This is a genomic window from Shewanella atlantica (assembly GCF_003966265.1).
In the GTDB taxonomy this organism is placed as follows: Bacteria; Pseudomonadota; Gammaproteobacteria; order Enterobacterales; family Shewanellaceae; genus Shewanella; species Shewanella atlantica.
In genome coordinates this window covers 75,915-94,541 of record NZ_RXNV01000009.1, presented here as the reverse complement: position 1 = coordinate 94,541, position 18,627 = coordinate 75,915, and the positions used below count along the sequence as shown (strand labels likewise).

The following is an 18,627-nucleotide window of genomic DNA, read 5'->3' as shown; positions in this document are numbered from 1 at the left end:
TTATTCAGGGCTTTAATGCGACGTTTTCGAATATAAATTGTGTTATCGCTAACTGTAACCAACTGGGGATTTGATGGTTCTGCTTTCTTTTGGTCAAATAATGACGGGGAAGACCGCTTCTCTGGCAAAGTGAGAGTTGTTGCTCTTGTGATAACTTCATCGAACGTAAATCGCTATTTTTATTTAGAAAGGTTATGGCATTTAACGGACTCACCAATGCTAAAGCATTGCTGGTTTCTAAAAGGGTGCTGAGATCGGCCAAGCCACTGACCTTAGCCTCAATATTTAGCTCCAATCCCTGATCTTTTGCGTAGAATTCTAACGGATCTCTGGGGTCACTGAATTCAGGCATGTCGATAACGATATAGGCTTGTTTGAGAATATTATCTAATGCCGTAGGGTTGACGGTTTCCCAAATAGGGTGACTGTTGTTACCAACGAGATATAAGGACTCTCCCTCGGCGATAAAGTCCGATTGCAACTGTTCGGTATTATAAGCTCTGTGGGTGATGGCCAGATCGATCTCTTTCTGTTTTATTAAACTGCCGACATCGCCAGTACAGGGTTTAATATTAAACAGATAATTTTTCTGATGCTCGGTCGCCTTATCTTGTAACAGACGACTCAGTTTTAATGAAAGTAGCGGCGGACAGGCGATAACAATTTCTTTCTTATGGGTATTATCCGATTCAAGGTTAAGCCGACTACAACTTTCCGCAATCTGGATGATTTTTTTCATCGACGGATAGATCTCGTCGGCTAACGGGCTACGCTCGAAGCCATGCTGCTTACGGATAAACAGTGGTGCATCGAGAGAGTGACGTAATGCCTTTAAACTCCGGCTTATCTTAGAGGCAGGGACATTCATCGCCTGACCGACTAATGTTGAATTTAATGATTCATAAATTAGTACAAACACTTGGATATCAAAGAGATTGTTCTGTTTAAATTTACTCATTATTATTTTTTTTATATAAAACACACCTAGCTAATTTAGGGAAAAATAAGTGGTAATGCGAGGATTGATATCATGAAAATGAATGAAATGTAATTAAGGTTACGTTTTTGTGACCTTAAACATAAGAGCAAATTAATTTTTGATAATATCTCCTCCTCTCATTTCTATTATTCGTTGTTCGCAATTCCAGTTATCGAATATTGGCGGGAACATCTGTTAAATATAATAATATTAAGATCAAGTGTTGTAATAGTTGAGTTTGGCCTGTGGTTTGTTTTGTTTTTTTGGTTTGCTTTAGTGTTTAGTACTGGGGTTTGAGCCGTATGGCAAAGTGATGTGCTTCAAATTTATTTATCTGAATTATCTTTAGCATTTTGTATGAACCACATGGTGGTTACACATTAGGGAGATAAAATGATTATAACTAAAAGAAAAACATCACTCGCACTGTTAATTGCATCTGCAATGATGGTGACTGCTTGTGGTGATGATGGCAAAGATGGGCAAAACGGTGCAGATGGTTCAAATGGTGGTGATGGCGAGAATGGTCAGCCCGGTACTTCCGGTCTTCATATCGACATGGCTGCTGAAGCGACTGCAAATATTACTAACGCAGCTTATGCAGACGGTATTATTACTGTCGATTTCGACTTGGCAAACAAGGAAGGGGTCGGCCTATTTGGACTGACCGGTGAAAATGAGTTCCATGATTTTCGCTTCTCATTAGCTCAGCTGCAAACTAACACAGGTTCAGAGCTTAAACAGTGGATGTCACTGCTTAACGAAACGACCAATGATGCAGGCACGACATTTGAGCAAGGCTTCGAAAAGTTAAATGATTGCCCCGAGTGTTTAGTCGATCATAATGATGGTACTTACACCTATATATTTAAGACTAATCTAACGACCGCCGAAGATGCTGCGGGTATCGTGTTTGATGCCGGCCTGACTCAGCGTATCGCTATCGAGATGCAGTTCGAGTATGACTCGGGTCATGAGTTGGCAGAAAATGCTCACTATGACTGGATCCCTTCGACTAATGCACAAGAGGGCATCGCGACCCGTGATCTGGTCACGCTGGAAACCTGTTACACCTGTCACCAGCCAGATAGCTTAAAGGCCCATGGCGGACGTCGTCTGGACCTGGAAAACTGTCAGTCTTGTCATAATGGTGTTGTCAGCGATCCTAATGATGTGTCAGTTGAACTTGGACATATGGTGCACGCTATCCATATGGGACCAAATCGCGAAGGTAAAGATGCTGAAGGTAACGTAGTTAAAATGCCTTACACCATCGCGGGCTATGGAGGCGATCATGCTTTCGATTACCCAGCATTCCCTACTAAGCCATTTATGGATTGTGCGGCTTGTCACGTTGAAGATGAGAATCTGGCGGACAAAGATCTATGGTTAGCGAATGCTAATGCAAATGCTTGTACGGGTTGTCATACTGACTCGCCTGCACAGCATAAGTCGGATAAGAATCCAGCTCTGACCTGTACAGACTGTCATAGTGCTGCCGTTCACTCAGACCACAAGAAGCCATATGACGCAGCACAAGACTACAGTGTTGAAGTTAGCAATGTTGTCTTAAACGTTGACGGCTTACTCGAGTTTGACGTTAAGGTTATGGACAGTGCAGGTGCACTGGTCACTGAAGATGAGATCTATAAGCAAGGCTACAGCAACCCATACATGGTTGTTAGCTGGGATATCGAAGCTGATTACCCAGAGCAGCTTGTGTCTTCAGAAACTGATAGCCTGACTATTGGAACAACCTACGATCACAGACGTTTCAGCTTGAAGGGTGATGGTTCAACTACCTACGATGCTACAACTAAAGTGTTCCATGTTACCACTGAGAAGGTGAAAGGAAGCAAGACATATCGTACTGATGTACCAGCAGATATCCTGACTGACAGATCTTTAGAAATCTTACCGTTGGTTAAGGTTTGTTTCACTGAAGGCACTAACGTTCGTACAGACTGTGCTGCAGATGATGCATATCCTGCTTACGTTCAAACAGAACCCTACCGTATATATAAGGCGGGTGCTTACGGACCAGAGATGCGTCGTGCAATTATCGATGAAGCTACCTGCATGGGTTGTCATAGCCAAGAGCTATACCATGATGCTAACGGTGTGAACTGTATCGCCTGTCATACTAACGATAAGAAGTTAGGTGCAGTTGAGATCGACCATGCACCTGTACCTTGGGGACAGATGAAGTCTTCAAGCTTTATGTATAAGGCACACAAGGCTGAAGGACATGATAACGGTCATGGTGGTAGTGGTACTATCTTAAAGACTGACTGTATGACTTGTCACGCTACTGAGGTGAGTTGGAACGGTGGTAAGGACTATGGCTTCGAGTTAGGCCGTAACGCTGGCTCTGCTCATACTGTACCTAGCTTCATCGCTAGCGAAGGTAATACAGACCCTGTATTGACTTGGTACGCTTCTCCTGATGCGGCTGCATGTATGAGTTGTCACCAGAAGTACCTGTCTGATGCAGCTATGAGCCACTTCGAGAGCAATGGCGCATACTTTGGCCCAGACAAGCAGATGGCTAAAGATGCTAAAGAAGCCTGTGCAACTTGTCATAGCCCAGAGAAGATCATGGAGCACCACGGTCACTCTCTATAAAGAATTAAGCTCCCGGAAGATAGAATCCCTGCGTTTACTCCGGGAGCTTATATAGTGAAGTAAAACAGTTAAGAAAAAAGTTTAAAAGTAATTAAGTAAGTTTTTCCTGCAAAGTCAAAGGCACCTTAGGGTGCCTTTTTTTATGGCAAATATTCCGCTCAGATAACTAAAGACTAAAAGTTGTAGTGCTTACTGCGACAGGCTAAAACATCTGTTTAAAGGACGATATAAGCTCCCCAATAACTCCTAAGAGGTCATTTGGCCCTATCAGGCAGGATCCGTATCGCATTTTTTCAAAATAATAGAATTGGTTATTTATGCTTTTTTGGGGCATTAAAATGGTCGAAAAAGGGATGGAACCACTAGCCGTGGCCGTTTAGCGTCATAATTCAAGCTAAAAATCGGGGGAAATGTTGTTTTGTTACATTGAGAGTGATTGTCTTGATTTCAGAACAGACTCGCTTTTGTATAGGGTGCTGTTGTGTGCGTGTTAACCATTTGTTTGTTACTTTGGCTGTTATACATGTGTCTAATCTTTATAATCTGCTTTTTTCTCCTTCCCATATTACGAACAGGTGCTATGTTTATTGCGCTGTTTAATTAGTGGTCAGTGATAAGGTTAGGGGAAATAGCAGACGGGTATCTCTATTATGCCGTAAATAGCCTGCTTTTTCGTTCTAAAATTACATGAATGCTAATCGTATCGGTTACTTAGGTTGAGTGGGAGGCAAGGTGCAATTAGCCCTAGCAATTCTATACTTTCCTGCTGTAAGCTCTATCTTCGTTAATGTACAAAGTCAGTATCTGAGTCAGTAATTTTGCTACATAGCAAACTGAGCTTAGGGGCATAAAAATACTGAAACGAAAAATTATAAAGTTACTGCCCATATACATATCTATATACATACTTACATACCTACAACGAGGACAATCATGAAGAAAATCCTAACAACTACTGCGACAGCTGTGTCTTTAGCACTATGCTCGTTTGTCGCAAACGCTGCAGATTTTAAACCAGCCGTAGCCTATGACTCATCGGGTAAGTTTGATAAATCCTTTAGTCAGGCGGTTTATCAGAACGGCGTAATTAAATTTACCGAACAAACTAAGATTGATGTACGTGAATTTGTACCGGCAAACGATGCGCAGCGTGAACAGGGCCTTGAGCGTCTTGCACGTCGTGGCTTCAGCCCAATCGTTGTTGTTGGCTTCATGTATGGTTCTGCATTAGAAAAGGTGGCTAAGAAGCACCCAGATAGTCAGTTTGTGATTATCGATGCTGTTGTTGATCTACCGAATGTTAAGTCTCTTGTGTTTAAAGAGCATGAAGGTTCATTCCTTGTCGGCGCATTGGCTGCTATGAAGTCAGAAAGTCACAAAGTGGGCTTCGTTGGCGGTATGGATATTCCATTGATCCGTAAGTTTGCCTGTGGTTATGAGCAGGGCGCTAAGTACGTCAGTAAAGATACTGAAGTATTCCAGAACATGACGGGTTCGACTAACGCTGCATGGTCTGATCCTGCCCGTGGTGCCGAGTTGACTAAGAGTCAGTTCACTAAAGGTGCCGACGTAGTCTTCGCTGCTGCCGGTGGTACTGGTGTCGGTGTCTATCAGGCTGCGAAAGATGAAGGCAAGTTTGCCATCGGTGTTGACTCAAACCAAAACTACCTGCATCCGGGCGTAATGCTTACCTCTATGGTTAAGCGTGTCGGCTTGGCGACATTTGAAGTATTCAAGGCTGCCGAAGGTGGAACATTCACTCCGGGTATCGATGCCCGTGGTCTTAAAGAGAACGGTGTTGGCTGGACTATCGATGAGTATAACCGTGACTTAGTGAGTCCTGAAATGGAAGCTAAGATCGGTGAGATTTCAGCGAAGATCGTAGCCGGAGATATCAAGGTTCACGATTACATGGCTGATAACAGCTGTAAGTACTAATGTTAAGTGCTGATGTTAGGTGCTGATGTTAAGTACCAATATTAGTGTTTCGCATCTGTAAGAAGTGAGAGTTTGCTCTCCTGCCTCAAGCGGGAGAGCTTTTCGAGAAGTACCCATAGGGCGGCAAAGAGAAACATAATTTATGTCTACACTCCCTAGCGACAAACCTTTTGCACTAGAACTGCGCGGTATCGACAAGCGATTCGGCGCAGTCCATGCTAACCGAGATATCGATCTACAAGTTCCTCCCGGCACCATTCATGGCATTATCGGTGAAAACGGAGCGGGTAAATCGACCCTGATGAACATCATTTACGGGTTTTATACCGCAGATGCCGGTGAGATCCTGATTGGTGGTAAGGTCCAGAAACTTGCCAATTCGAAAGAGGCCATCAGCCACGGTATCGGCATGGTTCACCAGCACTTCATGCTCGTCGATAATTTTACCGTTCTTGAAAATGTAATTTTAGGCGCCGAAAATGGTGCTCTGCTCAAGCATAGCCTCCATGATGCCCGCACAGAGTTAGAACGGTTAGCAAAAGATTACCAACTCGATGTGCCACTCGATGCCTTAATTGAAGATTTGCCGGTGGGCCTGCAACAGAGGGTAGAGATATTAAAAGCCCTGTACCGTGGTGCTAAGATCCTCATTCTTGATGAACCTACGGGCGTACTTACTCCTCAGGAAACTGATCACCTGTTTCATATTTTCGATGCGCTGCGCGAGCAGGGTGTCACGATTTTACTGATCACTCACAAACTCAGAGAGATCCTGGCCGCTACAAATAACGTGTCGATCATGCGCCAAGGGGCGATGGTTGCACACAGAAAGACGGCAGAAACGAATAAGGAAGAGCTGGCCGAGCTCATGGTGGGACGAAAGGTACGCCTGAAAGTCGATAAGGTTAAAGCTAAACCCGCTCAGGTTGTACTGTCCACCCAAGATCTGACCTACACAGATGATATGGGTGTCGATCGTCTTAAAAAGGTCAACATGGATATTAAGGCCGGTGAGGTTGTCGGCATTGCCGGGGTCTCCGGTAACGGTCAGTCTCAGTTGATTAATGCCCTTGCAGGCTTACTCACGCCTACCAGCGGTTCAATCACCATCGGCGATACGTGTATCTCTGCAGAGCACCCCAGCTCGCCCGATGGAGTGCGTCAACTTAGCGTGGGTCATGTACCGGAAGACAGATTGGACATGGGGCTGATTAAAGCCTTTACCGCCGAAGAGTCAGCCATCTTAGGACATCAGAATCAACCGCAATATAATGGCTTGGTGATGAATAAACCTAAGGCGATCACACAAGAGTGTGTACGTCTTATGAAAGAGTGGGACGTAAGACCGCAAGATCCTAAGCTAAGAAGTTCACTATTTTCCGGTGGTAACCAGCAGAAACTGATTATTGCCCGGGAAGTAGAAAAGAATCCGGATGTATTGCTGATTGGTCAGCCGACCCGAGGCGTGGATATCGGTGCCATCGAATTTATTCATAAACGTATCATCGAACTCAGGGACCAGGGGCAAGGTATTTTGCTGGTGTCAGTGGAACTCGATGAGATCATGGCCCTGTCCGATAGGATTATCGTGATGTTCGATGGTCATATCGTGGGTGAAGTGAGCGCCGATAAGGCGAACGAGAAAATTCTTGGAATGATGATGGCCAACATAATGCCCGATGAGCTAAGCGAGTCGGATGCAGGACAAACGACTAACGGAGGTCAATCGTGAACGACTCCAAAATTCCGGCGTGGGTAAATATCATTGGGCTGCCCTTGGTCAATATCTTCTTCGCCTTTGCATTTTCTGCCATTATTTTCGTTGCGGTGGATGTGAATCCTCTCGAGGCTGCGGTAGTGATGGTGAAGGGAGCCTTAGGTTATCAGGAAGGTGTTGGTTATACCCTCTACTATGCGACCAACTTTATCTTTACCGGTTTAGCCGTCGCGGTGGCGTTCTCTGCCGGGCTGTTTAATATCGGTGGCGAAGGTCAGGCTTATCTCGGTGGCTTAGGTGTGGGACTTGCCTGTTTGGGCTTAGATCATGCCTTGCCATTCTGGGCTCTGTTACCTATCACTATGGTTGCCAGTATGGCATTTGGTGCCCTGTGGGCGCTTATACCTGCCTATCTGCAGGCCTATCGTGGCAGCCACATAGTTATCACTACTATCATGTTTAACTTTATCGCCTCGGCGCTGATGGTTTACCTGATGGTGAACGTACTTAAGTTGGATGGTCAGATGGCACCGGTATCGCGGGTGTTTGAACAATCCGCGGTGATGCCTATGTTCCACGAGATAGCGGGCTGGTTCGGTTTCTCTTTCTCCGAGTCGCCGATGAACCTGAGTTTCTTTATCGCACTGGCATGTTGCGTCCTGGTTTGGATATTACTCTGGCGCACGCGTTGGGGCTACGCCATCAGGGCCATGGGTTCAAGCCCTACCGCTGCCGAATATGGCGGCATCAATCATAAGAAACTGGTCATCATAGTGATGCTCATATCCGGTGCGCTTTCAGGCATGTTAGGCCTGAACGAAGTACAAGGTTATGGCCAACAGTTGAAGCTGGACTTCGTGGCTGGTTATGGTTTCACCGGTATTGCCGTTTGTCTGATTGGTCGCAACCATCCTGTCGGTATCATATTAGCGAGCCTGCTCTTTGGTATCCTGTATCAGGGCGGAGCGGAGTTGGCGTTTGATTTTCCGAATATCGACCGTGAGATGATCCAGGTTGTGCAGGCCTTAGTGGTACTGTTCAGTGGTGCGTTGGCCTTGATGTTAGTGAAGCCAACAGAGCGTATTTTTGTGTTATGGGATCGAAAGAAAAAGTCCCTCGGCAAAGCACAAGCGGAGGCCTAAGTTATGTATGAGAATCTGATTTTAATCTTAGATGCGACCCTCAGGGTATCGGCGCCGCTTATTCTTGCTGCACTGGCTGGCCTGTTCTCGGAGCGTTCGGGAATAGTTAACATCGCCCTGGAAGGTAAGTTGCTGTCGGCGGCGTTTGCCGCTGCAGCAACCGCTTCTGTCACCGGCAATGTTTGGTTGGGCCTACTTGCCGCCATAGGTGTTTCTGTTTGTCTGTCATTGATCCATGGTTTTGCCTCTATCACACACAGAGGCGATCAGATCGTCTCGGGTGTGGCGATCAACATGTTGGCTGTGGGTCTGACTGTGACGTTGGGACGCTTCTGGTTTGGATTGGGCGGTCAGACACCGGCCCTGCCTGACAGTGCGCGTTTTACACCGATTACGCTGCCTGGCGCCGATGCTGTTGCGGATGTACCTGTGATTGGTCCGCTCTATAGTGAACTTATTTCCGGACATAATATTCTGGTCTATCTCGCGTTGCTTATGGTGCCTTTTGTTTGGTGGGTAGTGTTCAGGACCCGTTTTGGATTGCGTCTTCGTGCGGCGGGTGAAAACCCACATGCAGTCGATACTGCGGGTATCTCAGTTGCCTGGATCCGTTATCGCGCTCTGATCTGTGCAGGTATATTGTGCGGTATTGCAGGTGCTTATCTGTCTACCGCACACAGCGCCGGCTTCGTGGCGAATATGAGTGCCGGTAAGGGATTCATCGCCCTGGCTGCATTGATCTTCGGTAAGTGGAAGCCAGTGCCAGTGTTGTTTGGTTGTCTGTTGTTTGGTTTCCTCGATGCGGTGGCTATTCGTCTGCAGGGCGCCGAGTTGCCGATAGTGGGTGAGATTCCGGTACAGGCAATCGAAGTCTTACCTTACATACTGACCGTACTCCTGCTGGCAGGCTTTATCGGCCGCGCCGTCGGACCTAAGTCAATTGGTGTACCGTACGTGAAGACGCGTTAATAGCGTAAGCTAGTGAGCTAGTTCTTAGCATTAGTTAGTAGCGTTAGTCAGTAGCATTAGTTAAAAAGCCGGGTTAATACCCGGCTTTTTTGATTTCAGAATTCGGAGTTGGGAGCTGTAAGTCGTAAGCTAAAGATAGGGCAAAGAAAGTTGCGAGTAACGAGTAACGAGCAGCGAAGAGCGAAGAGCGAAAACAAAAAGCTGGATTCCGGCTAACAGCATGCCGGAATGACGTGTGATGATATGCCTGATGTGTTGATTTGGGCATGACAGGTGTATTGATTTCAACATGACGTGTAGGACCGGCTTTAGCCGGGAAGGATGGAACAAACACGCCATCGCGGTTAAAGCCCTTCTGCATAAGGGATCTTAACTCGTTATCTCAAAACATTCGCGGCTAAAGCCGCTCCTACATAAGAACTCGCTCTTTAATCCACCCAATGCAACACATCGCGAATTACCGACCAGCGGGGCTTAGGTTCGGTGGCACCCAGACCCAACATCCAGTAGTTATAGAAGCTATCCTGATGGCCATCGACCTTACGCAGGCGTTGCCAGTTGTTGACATAGTTGAGCAGGGATTGGTTGTTCTGGGCCACGGCATAGGCAACCGGGTAACGGGCCTTGCTTTCGAGCAGGGCGATTCCATATCCGGGGAAGAACAGGGTCCAGGCCGATCCCGCCTGGGCGCTGATGACCATGGCATCGTACTTATCATCCTTCTGTCTGAAGAAGTTTTTATATCCCTCGATTTTAACAAACTCGATATTAGGGTAGCTTGCGGCAACATCTTCGATGGCATCGCCATGTTCGGCGTAGGCGATCGTCACCTGCTCCATCTCTAAGATGCTCTGGCGAGTCTTGAATCGGTTAACTAAGTGATCTTTAGTGGCGATGGCAAGGTTCAGTTCGAGCACCGGCTCACAGTAACTGAGTTGATCCATCTGTCTGATATCCATGGCCAGGCCGGACATGGCGATATCGAAAAATCCCGATTGAAGCGATTGGGCTAACTCTGCCTTGCGAAACGGAATAAACTCCACCTCGACATCTAAGTCTTCGGCCAGTTTAGTGGCCATCGCGCTATCGAATCCCACTAACTGACCGGCATTGTTGTAATAGCTGAAGGGGACGTTACTGGGGATATAACCGACTCTTAATATTCCTCGGCTGCGAATGGCTTGTATATCGGCGACAGGAGATGAAGGGGTCTGGCCTAAGACCGGAAACTGCTTCTTCACCTTAGTCGGCACCTTATCGGCAACCTGCATATTGGCAATCACTTCACTGGTTATCTCAGGACTATTAATAAACACGCCCATGCCTACGCGGCAGACAACCAGTGTCAGTATGACCCCACTGACGATACCCAGTCCCATCTTGATAAGTTGTGGCGGTCTGAGTCTGAGACTCTTTTGAAACAGGGCTGCGGTTAGCAGAGTCAGGGCAAACAGGTTCATCACAGCGGTAATTGAGCCGAATTTCCCCGTGATAAATCCGGCCATCACGAATAACTGGAACAGATCCGAGGGCAGGTGAACCAGATCCAACATAAACGGAATGGAAACATAGACACTGCCAAACAGTGATAGCAGACCACTGACGGACAGAGAGGGGATGCTGGTGGGTTCCACCGGGGTGCCATTGAACCAGCCGGCAAAGAATACAAACAGGATAACGGTGATCTTGCCGATATTGGGAAAGGTAAAGGCAATAGGGACTAAAATTTCGATGAGTGTCGCGCCATCTTCGCTGAGATTATCGTGCTCACGCATGATCTGCTTACACTCCTCAACAATCACAGGGATCACAATAAAGATGTTTCCGGTGGCAAATGCGGTGACCAGACTGGCCTTTGAGATCCTAAGGGCCTGAGCGAAGGTGACGGGAGTGATAGATGCGATAATCCAGGGCAGAACCCAGAAGGTGAGGAGCAGGCAAAGAACGAAATAGCTGATCAGATAGACCTGCATGCTGGCAAACTCATCGACCCCCATAGTTCCGGCTGCCGATGCCGACATAGCAAAAATACCGATAGGCAGCACTTTTACCAGTCCCTGTGTGATACGGGAAAAGACCTCACTGGTGGTGTGCATGAAGATGAGTATATGTTGCTTATGCTCGCCCTCCATGCCGATAAGCGCCAGCCCCATGGCTATGCTGAATACCACCATGGCGGGCACATATCCCGCTGCCATCGACTCGAATGGGTTAGAGGGAATATAGAGTTTGAAATAATCGATTGCCGCGACAGGCTCTATGGTACTGGTGCTGAAGAAAGAGGCTGACTCAACGAAGGGGAATGACAGTGGCATCAAGGCGACTGTGATGAGCCCGATTAACCATAGCAGTAGCATGATGAGCCCGGCTCTGCTGAAGATCAACATGGCGGTGCTCTTTTGCAGCTTTCCAATACCGCCAACCAGTGAAACCACGATATAGGGGAGCACCGTCATCTGCATCAGTAAGATCACACTGTTACCGATAGAGCTAAGCCAACCTACAGATTCGCCGAAAAATATGCCAATGGCAAAACCGATAAACATAGCTACCAACATCTGGCTGGAGCTGGTCATAGAGAGCATTTTTTTAAACACAGATTTCATTCCAATTGAGTCGTGTAAATTTAAGTCGCTGGCTTTACCGCTGACACTCTTGCGTGGGCGATTAAAGTGGGCCTTTATTCCGTCAATTATAGATTAGGCTGCCAATTAGATTAAAGTATTAACTTTCAAATAGTAACACTTCTTGCGATTGTTATTATCATTCTAGCATGTGCTTAAGTATCTCTTTTAGCAATGACCTCTCTTTAAGCCATTGGTCGCATGTTGCTTCAATCTCGTGGAGTTGGTTAACCAAGATTATTGGGAAGACTTGTAGTCTTAGAGGTTTTATTACACTCATTTGAATAATTTTCACGAATTAATCAATTTACCTTCGTATCTTCAGCTATCCTATGTGACAAATCGTAGTTTTTTTATAGATTTAGTCGTGTCTAAATCAGCAATGATTGATTTCAATTTTTATTGTTATAAAACTACATTGATAACACGTGGTAGATCGATAAGTGGAGCTGGATCACAAAATTGCGCGAAATAATGTTACTAAGTTACAAAACGGCTGAGTAATGTGACGCCAATAGCGGAACTTCAGTTAACAAAGATATACTATTAACTATCCAAAATTTTAACGGTTGATGTTGTGATGGCAGGTTTCTCAGACCAGATTAGAATAGTAAAGAAGGGCTTAGATGTGCCCATTGCCGGGGAACCTCGGCAAGAATTAGACAACGCCTCAAGGCCATCGCATGTGGGCCTTCTCGGTGAAGAGTATGTCGGCTTGAAGCCCACCATGATGGTGGAAGTCGGTGATATGGTCAAAAAAGGCCAACCACTTTTTGAAGACAAGAAGACGCCGGGTGTACTCTTTACCGCACCAGCTAGTGGGGAAGTCACTGCAATTAATCGTGGTGAACGCCGCGTATTACAGTCTGTGGTCATCACCTGCCAGGGCGACGAACAAGAGACGTTTGAGACCAGTGCTGACGTATCGTCGATGAGTCGACAGTCGGTACAGGATAACTTGGTTAAGAGTGGTCTTTGGACCGCACTTCGTACCCGTCCTTTCTCCCGCGTGCCTCAACTCGACAGCTCTGCAGCCGGCATTTTCGTGACTGCGATGGATACCAATCCTCTCTCTGCTGATCCTCGTCTGGTTATTGCCGAAAATGAACAGGCATTTGCCGTGGGCATGTCGGTTCTGACTCGTTTGACCGATGGCAAAGTGTATCTTTGTCACGACGAAGGTGAATCACTCCCCGGCCATGAGTTATCACAGGTTGAGACTCATCGTTTTGGTGGTGTCCACCCTGCCGGGTTAGTAGGTACTCACATTCACTTTATTTTACCTGTCAGCATAGAGCGTCCTGTTTGGCATATCGGTTATCAGGATGTCATTGCCTACGGCAAGTTGTTCCTTACCGGCGAACTCTACACCGATCGTGTCGTGGCTCTTGCTGGTCCTAATGTGGCCAACCCTCGTCTTATCCGTACCCAATTGGGCGCCGAGTTAAGCGAGATAGTTAAAGATGAACTGAAACCTGGTTACTCTCGGGTAGTTTCAGGTTCGGTACTGTCCGGGCATACCGCTACCGGCGTTCACGATTTTCTGGGGCGTTTCCATGGTCAAGTCACGGCATTAACTGAAGACTCTGAACATCACCTGCTTTCATGGATGCGTGGTGGATCTGAAAAGTTCTCTATCACACGTGCAATGACATCTCGTTTTAAGCCCGCTAAGAAGTTGTTTGAAATGACAACTCACACAGGCGGTTCTGCACGTGCCATGATGGCATTTGGTCAGTTAGATCGCGTCATGCCTTTAGACATCTTGCCTACATTACTGGTTCGCGACCTTGTGGTTCGTGATACCGATGAGGCTCAACAACTGGGTGCTCTGGAGCTGGACGAGGAGGATTTGGCCCTGTGCACCTTCGTTTGTCCCGGTAAATATGATTTCGGCAAAGAGCTGCGTGCCTGCTTAGATATTATTGAAAGAGAAGGTTGATGACTGAGTTAACTAATGAGTCCTACGTGCTGAGCCCGGCCTCGCACGTACCTAACCTATTCAAATTAAGTATTCAGAGGGAAGGTTAATGAGTAGCAAAGATAGAAAGCCCGACGCGCAGGAAGATTACTACGCTCCCGGGCACGCGATGAAGGGCTACCTTCGTTCGCTGGTCGTTGCTCATGGTCGTAGCACTAAAGGTAAAGTGCACGTTCGTGACGCGATTGATGTTAAACGTACTATGACCTTAGTGGGTCTATGTCTGCTGCCTGCCATCCTGTTTGGTTTGTACAACTTAGGCCTGCAGGCGCAGCTTGCTGTTGCCGGTGGACTGGCTACACCCGATGTATGGCAACTTGTCCCGTTTAACCTGATATTCGGTGGTTTGACGGAGCAGACGGGTCTGATTGGCCTGTTTCTCTACGGCATCAGTTTCTACATTCCTATCTACCTGACTGCGCTGGTTGTCAGCCTGTTTTGGGAGATGGTTTTCGCTAAGGTGAGGGGACAAGAGCTGCACGAAGGCTTCTTTGTCACAGCCTTACTGTTCACCTTAATCTTACCTGTGTCGACGCCGCTTTGGTTGGTCGCCATGGGTATTACTTTCGGTGTGGTGATTGGTAAGGAAGTGTTTGGCGGAATGGGTTATAACTTCCTTAACCCTGCCTTAGCCGGATTAGCATTTATCTACTTCGCGTATCCAACACAGGTCTCTACGGTTGCTCAATTGGTTGCTGTCGATGGTTTCTCAGGTGCGACAACCTTAATCCAGACAGCAGCCGGCAAGATGAGCTTTGCCGATTATGCCTGGTATGAAGCCTTTACCGATCCAAACTGGTGGAATGCCTTCTTCGGTTTTACCGCGGGTGCGATTGGTGAAACCAGTACCTTAGCCCTGTTAATCGGCGGCGGACTATTGATCCTGACGCGTCTGGCTGACTGGCGTATCGTTGCCGGTGTCATGTTGGGCATGATAGCGACTGCAGTCCTGTTTAATCTGATCGGTTCGGCGAAGAACGAATTGTTTGCTATGCCATGGACCTGGCATCTGGTCACGGGTGGTTTTGCCATAGGTATGATGTTTATGGCAACCGATCCGGTCACAACCGCTTACACCAATAAAGGTAAGTTAGCTTACGGTCTGCTGATTGGCTTTATGACTGTGCTTATCCGTGTGGTTAACCCGAAAATGCCGGAAGGCATCATGTTGGCTATCTTGTTTGCTAACTTATGGGCACCCATTTTTGATTATCTGGTCGCTAAAGCGAATATCAAGCGGAGACTGAAACGTAATGGCCTTTAAAAAAGATACAGTTCTTGGAACTATGGTCTTCACAGTAACACTGTGCTTGTTATGTTCATTTATGATCACAGGTACCGCGGATCTGCTCAAAGAACGCAAGCTTACGAAGAAGCGTGATGAACTCAAACGTTATGTGTTGATGGCTGCCGATGTAGATATCAGCGGTGATAAAGACTTTCGTTCTATTTTTGAAAAATCTGTGACACCTATGTTGGTTGAACTGGATACAGGAATGGTCACGACGGAAGGTGAGATCATGGACTTTGATGACCGCATGGCGGCTATCAATCCAGAGACATCGCGTAAACCGAAAAAAGATACCGCTAAGATCAAGAGCCGCGCCGACCAGGTTCGGGTATTTAAAGTCTTCGATGACAGTGGCAAGTTGAGCAGCGTGGTTGTGCCTATCTACGGTAAGGGACTCTGGTCAATCATCTATGGCCTTGTCGCGGTTCAGCCAGACATGAATACCATTGAAAATGTGGTTTTCTATGAGCACGGTGAAACACCGGGTATTGGTGACTTCCTCGGCGAAACCGATTGGACCAATAAGTTCCAGGGTAAGCAACTCTTCGATGAAAAAGGCAAAGTGGCTTTCAGAGTGGTTAAAGGCGGCGCCAAAGAGGGTGATGTTCACGGTGTCGACGCTGTCAGTGGTGCAACCATGACGGGTCGCGGTGTGCAACGCTCGATTCAGTTCTGGTTCGGCAAGGAGGGCTTCCAAACCTTCTTCAACAAGTTAAAAGCTTCGGAGGTCTAAGGTGAGTACTAATTCAGCAGCTACTCGCGAGATACTGGTTAGCCCGATTTTTACTAACAATCCTGTTGCTATGCAGGTGTTGGGTGTCTGTTCGGCGTTGGCAGTAAGTAACTCTTTGCAAACCGCATTGGTGATGACATTAGCCGTTACTTTTGTATTGGTGTTCTCCAATTTGATCATCTCGATGATCCGCCGCCTGATCCCAAACAGCGTGCGTATCATCGCTCAAATGACCGTGATCGCATCCTTGGTGATTATCGTCGATATGGTGCTGCAGGACATCGCTTACGAGCTGTCCCGCCAACTGTCGGTGTTTGTCGGCTTGATCATTACCAACTGTATCATCATGGGCCGAGCGGAAGCGTTCGCCATGAAAAACCCGCCTCATCTGGCGGTTGTAGATGCAGTGGGTAACGCCATGGGTTATGGCGTTATCTTACTCGGTGTCGCCTTCGTGCGTGAACTGCTTGGCAGTGGCACCCTGTTTGGTCATGAGATCTTAAAAACCGTTGAAAACGGTGGCTGGTATCTGGCTAATGAGATGTTCAAACTCCCACCTAGTGCGTTTTTCCTGATCGGATTAATGATCTGGACGATTAACGTAATACAGCGCAAACGAGGTTAAGGAAGAGATATGGAACACTACATTAATCTTTTTATTCAGGCAGCCTTCATCGACAACATGGCGCTGTCATTCTTCATGGGTATGTGTACCTTTCTGGCCGTATCGAAAAAGGTGTCTACCTCTTTCGGTTTGGGTATCGCGGTTATCGTGGTGATGACCCTGGCTGTACCGCTTAACCAGCTGATCTATGCCAACGTACTGGCACCGGGTGCACTGGCCTGGGCGGGTATGCCTGAGCTGGATCTGAGCTACCTGCAGTTGATCACTTTCATCGGTGTGATTGCGGCTCTGGTACAGATCTTAGAGATGGTTTTAGATAAGTATATCCCGAGTCTGTATGACTCTCTGGGTATCTTCCTGCCGCTACTGACGGTGAACTGTGCCATTTTTGCCGGTGTTATCTTCATGGCAAACCGTGACTATAACTTAGCTGAGTCGGCAGTATTTGCAATGGGCTCAGGTGTCGGTTGGGCGATGGCTATTGTGATGTTGGCGGGACTGCGCGAAAGAATGAAGTTTCATGCAATACCCGAAGGGTTACAGGGTATTGGTATCATCTTTATCACTACTGGCTTGATGGCTCTGGGCTTTATGGCTTTCTCTGGTATTTCTATTTAAGCGGCTCTTTTAACCTTTCTTGTTTAAAAGAACAGGGCTTAAAGAAAACGAATTATTGAAAAGGTAGATTCGATGGAAATGGCAATTGGTATCGGCATGTTTACTCTGGTTGTGAGTATGCTGGTTATGGTGATTTTATTCGCCAAAAGTAAACTGGTGTCTACGGGTGACGTCAGTATTCGCATCAACGATGATGCAGATAAAAGCATTACAACCTCGGCAGGCGATAAGCTGTTGGGCGCGTTAGCGAACAAAGATATCTTTATCCCTTCGGCCTGTGGTGGCGGTGGAACTTGTGGTCAGTGTCGCGTAACCGTTAAATCCGGTGGTGGCGATATTTTGCCAACAGAGCTCGACCATATCACCAAGAAAGAGGCGAAAGAGGGCTGTCGTCTGGCCTGTCAGGTTGCGGTTAAGACAGATATGGAACTCGAAGTCGAAGATGAGATCTTTGGCGTTAAGAAGTGGGAGTGTGAGGTTATCTCAAACGATAACACTGCTACTTTCATTAAAGAGTTGCTACTTAAGCTTCCTGAAGGCGAAGACGTTAAGTTTAAAGCCGGTGGTTATATTCAGATTGAAGCGCCTGCACATAAGGTTAACTACTCAGACTTCGATATTCCTGCCGAATACCGTGATGATTGGGAGAAGTATGGCCTGTTCGACCTGATCTCTAAGGTCGATGAAGATGTGCTCCGTGCATACTCTATGGCGAACTACCCTGATGAGAAGGGGCGCATCATGCTGAACGTGCGTATCGCTACGCCACCTTCAGAAGGTGTACCACCGGGTAAGATGTCCTCGTATATCTTCAACCTTAAAGCGGGTGATAAGGTCATTATCTCTGGACCATTTGGTGAGTTCTTCGTTAAAGAGACCGATGCCGAGATGATCTTTGTGGGTGGTGGTGCGGGTATGGCACCGATGCGCTCACATATCTTCGACCAGCTTAAAGGGGTTAAAACCAAACGTAAGATGAGCTTCTGGTATGGCGCACGTTCGACACGTGAAGTCTTCTACCAGGAGGATTTCGATACCTTGGCGGCCGAGAATGATAACTTCGTCTGGCACGTTGCCCTGTCCGATCCTCTGCCTGAGGACAATTGGGATGGGTACACAGGTTTCATTCACAATGTCTTGTATGAGAACTACCTCAAGAACCATAAGGCACCGGAAGATTGTGAGTTCTACATGTGTGGCCCTCCAATCATGAACTCGTCGGTCATCAGTATGCTCGAGAGTCTGGGCGTGGAAGAGGAAAACATCTTACTGGATGACTTTGGTGACTAGAGCATGTGACTCGATTAGCCACTTTAGGCTGATCGTTAACAGGTAAATCATCAAAAAGCGAAGCCCTGAGGCTTCGCTTTTTTGTTGGGTCATTT

General features: G+C 47.0%; 14 protein-coding genes. 11 read left to right on the top strand and 3 right to left on the bottom strand.

The features are described from left to right. Nucleotides 1-4: 4 nt before the first annotated feature. The gene (locus tag EKG39_RS16845; RefSeq protein ID WP_126507147.1) at nt 5-958 is read right to left on the bottom strand and encodes a LysR family transcriptional regulator; all 954 of its coding nucleotides are present in this window, start codon (nt 956-958) and stop codon (nt 5-7) included. A gap of 414 nt (nt 959-1,372) precedes the next feature. Between EKG39_RS16845 and EKG39_RS16840 the strand changes: the two genes are divergently transcribed. The 5 genes from EKG39_RS16840 to EKG39_RS16820 all read left to right on the top strand — a co-directional run bounded on the left by EKG39_RS16840 (nt 1,373) and on the right by EKG39_RS16820 (nt 9,370). After that, nucleotides 1,373-3,604, top strand: a complete 2,232-nt coding sequence (locus EKG39_RS16840) for an OmcA/MtrC family decaheme c-type cytochrome (RefSeq protein ID WP_126507146.1) — start codon at nt 1,373-1,375, stop codon at nt 3,602-3,604. 933 nt (nt 3,605-4,537) lie between these two features. Beyond that, nucleotides 4,538-5,542, top strand: coding sequence for a BMP family lipoprotein (locus tag EKG39_RS16835; RefSeq protein ID WP_126507145.1), 1,005 nt, complete (start codon nt 4,538-4,540; stop codon nt 5,540-5,542). A 142-nt stretch (nt 5,543-5,684) separates the two neighbouring features. After that, complete coding sequence (locus EKG39_RS16830; RefSeq protein WP_126507144.1) at nt 5,685-7,274, top strand: ABC transporter ATP-binding protein; 1,590 nt, start codon at nt 5,685-5,687, stop codon at nt 7,272-7,274. After that, the gene (locus EKG39_RS16825) at nt 7,271-8,401 is read left to right on the top strand and encodes an ABC transporter permease (protein WP_126507143.1); all 1,131 of its coding nucleotides are present in this window, start codon (nt 7,271-7,273) and stop codon (nt 8,399-8,401) included. Before EKG39_RS16830 ends, EKG39_RS16825 begins: the two co-directional genes overlap by 4 nt. A gap of 3 nt (nt 8,402-8,404) precedes the next feature. Then, nucleotides 8,405-9,370, top strand: a complete 966-nt coding sequence (locus tag EKG39_RS16820) for an ABC transporter permease (RefSeq protein ID WP_126507142.1) — start codon at nt 8,405-8,407, stop codon at nt 9,368-9,370. A 73-nt stretch (nt 9,371-9,443) separates the two neighbouring features. On the opposite strand, the gene EKG39_RS23275 is transcribed toward EKG39_RS16820, so the two are convergent. Both EKG39_RS23275 and EKG39_RS16815 read right to left on the bottom strand, forming a co-directional pair. Further along, nucleotides 9,444-9,731, bottom strand: a complete 288-nt coding sequence (locus tag EKG39_RS23275; protein WP_148103061.1) for a hypothetical protein — start codon at nt 9,729-9,731, stop codon at nt 9,444-9,446. 67 nt (nt 9,732-9,798) lie between these two features. Next, nucleotides 9,799-11,976, bottom strand: coding sequence for a cation:dicarboxylate symporter family transporter (locus EKG39_RS16815; protein WP_126507141.1), 2,178 nt, complete (start codon nt 11,974-11,976; stop codon nt 9,799-9,801). 598 nt (nt 11,977-12,574) lie between these two features. On the opposite strand from EKG39_RS16815, the gene EKG39_RS16810 reads away from it, so the two are divergent. The 6 genes from EKG39_RS16810 (at nt 12,575) to nqrF (ending at nt 18,532) form a co-directional block, all read left to right on the top strand. Beyond that, complete coding sequence (locus EKG39_RS16810; RefSeq protein ID WP_126507140.1) at nt 12,575-13,936, top strand: Na(+)-translocating NADH-quinone reductase subunit A; 1,362 nt, start codon at nt 12,575-12,577, stop codon at nt 13,934-13,936. 88 nt (nt 13,937-14,024) lie between these two features. Continuing rightward, nucleotides 14,025-15,239 (top strand): NADH:ubiquinone reductase (Na(+)-transporting) subunit B, encoded by a 1,215-nt coding sequence (locus EKG39_RS16805; RefSeq protein ID WP_126507139.1) that lies wholly within the window; start codon nt 14,025-14,027, stop codon nt 15,237-15,239. Continuing rightward, nucleotides 15,229-15,999 (top strand): Na(+)-translocating NADH-quinone reductase subunit C, encoded by a 771-nt coding sequence (locus tag EKG39_RS16800; RefSeq protein ID WP_126507138.1) that lies wholly within the window; start codon nt 15,229-15,231, stop codon nt 15,997-15,999. The genes EKG39_RS16805 and EKG39_RS16800 overlap by 11 nt, the downstream gene beginning before the upstream one ends. A 1-nt stretch (nt 16,000) precedes the next feature. After that, nucleotides 16,001-16,624, top strand: coding sequence for an NADH:ubiquinone reductase (Na(+)-transporting) subunit D (locus EKG39_RS16795; protein WP_012143913.1), 624 nt, complete (start codon nt 16,001-16,003; stop codon nt 16,622-16,624). Between the two features lie 9 nt (nt 16,625-16,633). Then, nucleotides 16,634-17,242 (top strand): NADH:ubiquinone reductase (Na(+)-transporting) subunit E, encoded by a 609-nt coding sequence (gene nqrE / locus EKG39_RS16790; RefSeq protein WP_126507137.1) that lies wholly within the window; start codon nt 16,634-16,636, stop codon nt 17,240-17,242. A gap of 72 nt (nt 17,243-17,314) precedes the next feature. Beyond that, complete coding sequence (nqrF, locus tag EKG39_RS16785) at nt 17,315-18,532, top strand: NADH:ubiquinone reductase (Na(+)-transporting) subunit F (RefSeq protein WP_126507136.1); 1,218 nt, start codon at nt 17,315-17,317, stop codon at nt 18,530-18,532. The last annotated feature ends 95 nt before the right edge of the window (nt 18,533-18,627 follow it).

Excerpts from the sequence above, each read along its gene's own strand:
- EKG39_RS16820 (WP_126507142.1), top strand. The coding sequence starts at position 8,405 with ATGTATGAGAATCTGATTTTAATCTTAGATGCGACCCTCAGGGTATCG.
- nqrF (WP_126507136.1), top strand. The coding sequence starts at position 17,315 with ATGGAAATGGCAATTGGTATCGGCATGTTTACTCTGGTTGTGAGTATG.
- EKG39_RS16830 (WP_126507144.1), top strand. The coding sequence starts at position 5,685 with ATGTCTACACTCCCTAGCGACAAACCTTTTGCACTAGAACTGCGCGGT.
- EKG39_RS16810 (WP_126507140.1), top strand. The coding sequence starts at position 12,575 with ATGGCAGGTTTCTCAGACCAGATTAGAATAGTAAAGAAGGGCTTAGAT.
- EKG39_RS16835 (WP_126507145.1), top strand. The coding sequence starts at position 4,538 with ATGAAGAAAATCCTAACAACTACTGCGACAGCTGTGTCTTTAGCACTA.
- nqrE (WP_126507137.1), top strand. The coding sequence starts at position 16,634 with ATGGAACACTACATTAATCTTTTTATTCAGGCAGCCTTCATCGACAAC.
- EKG39_RS16840 (WP_126507146.1), top strand. The coding sequence starts at position 1,373 with ATGATTATAACTAAAAGAAAAACATCACTCGCACTGTTAATTGCATCT.
- EKG39_RS23275 (WP_148103061.1), bottom strand. The coding sequence starts at position 9,731 with ATGCAGAAGGGCTTTAACCGCGATGGCGTGTTTGTTCCATCCTTCCCG.
- EKG39_RS16800 (WP_126507138.1), top strand. The coding sequence starts at position 15,229 with ATGGCCTTTAAAAAAGATACAGTTCTTGGAACTATGGTCTTCACAGTA.
- EKG39_RS16845 (WP_126507147.1), bottom strand. The coding sequence starts at position 958 with ATGAGTAAATTTAAACAGAACAATCTCTTTGATATCCAAGTGTTTGTA.
- EKG39_RS16815 (WP_126507141.1), bottom strand. The coding sequence starts at position 11,976 with ATGAAATCTGTGTTTAAAAAAATGCTCTCTATGACCAGCTCCAGCCAG.
- EKG39_RS16805 (WP_126507139.1), top strand. The coding sequence starts at position 14,025 with ATGAGTAGCAAAGATAGAAAGCCCGACGCGCAGGAAGATTACTACGCT.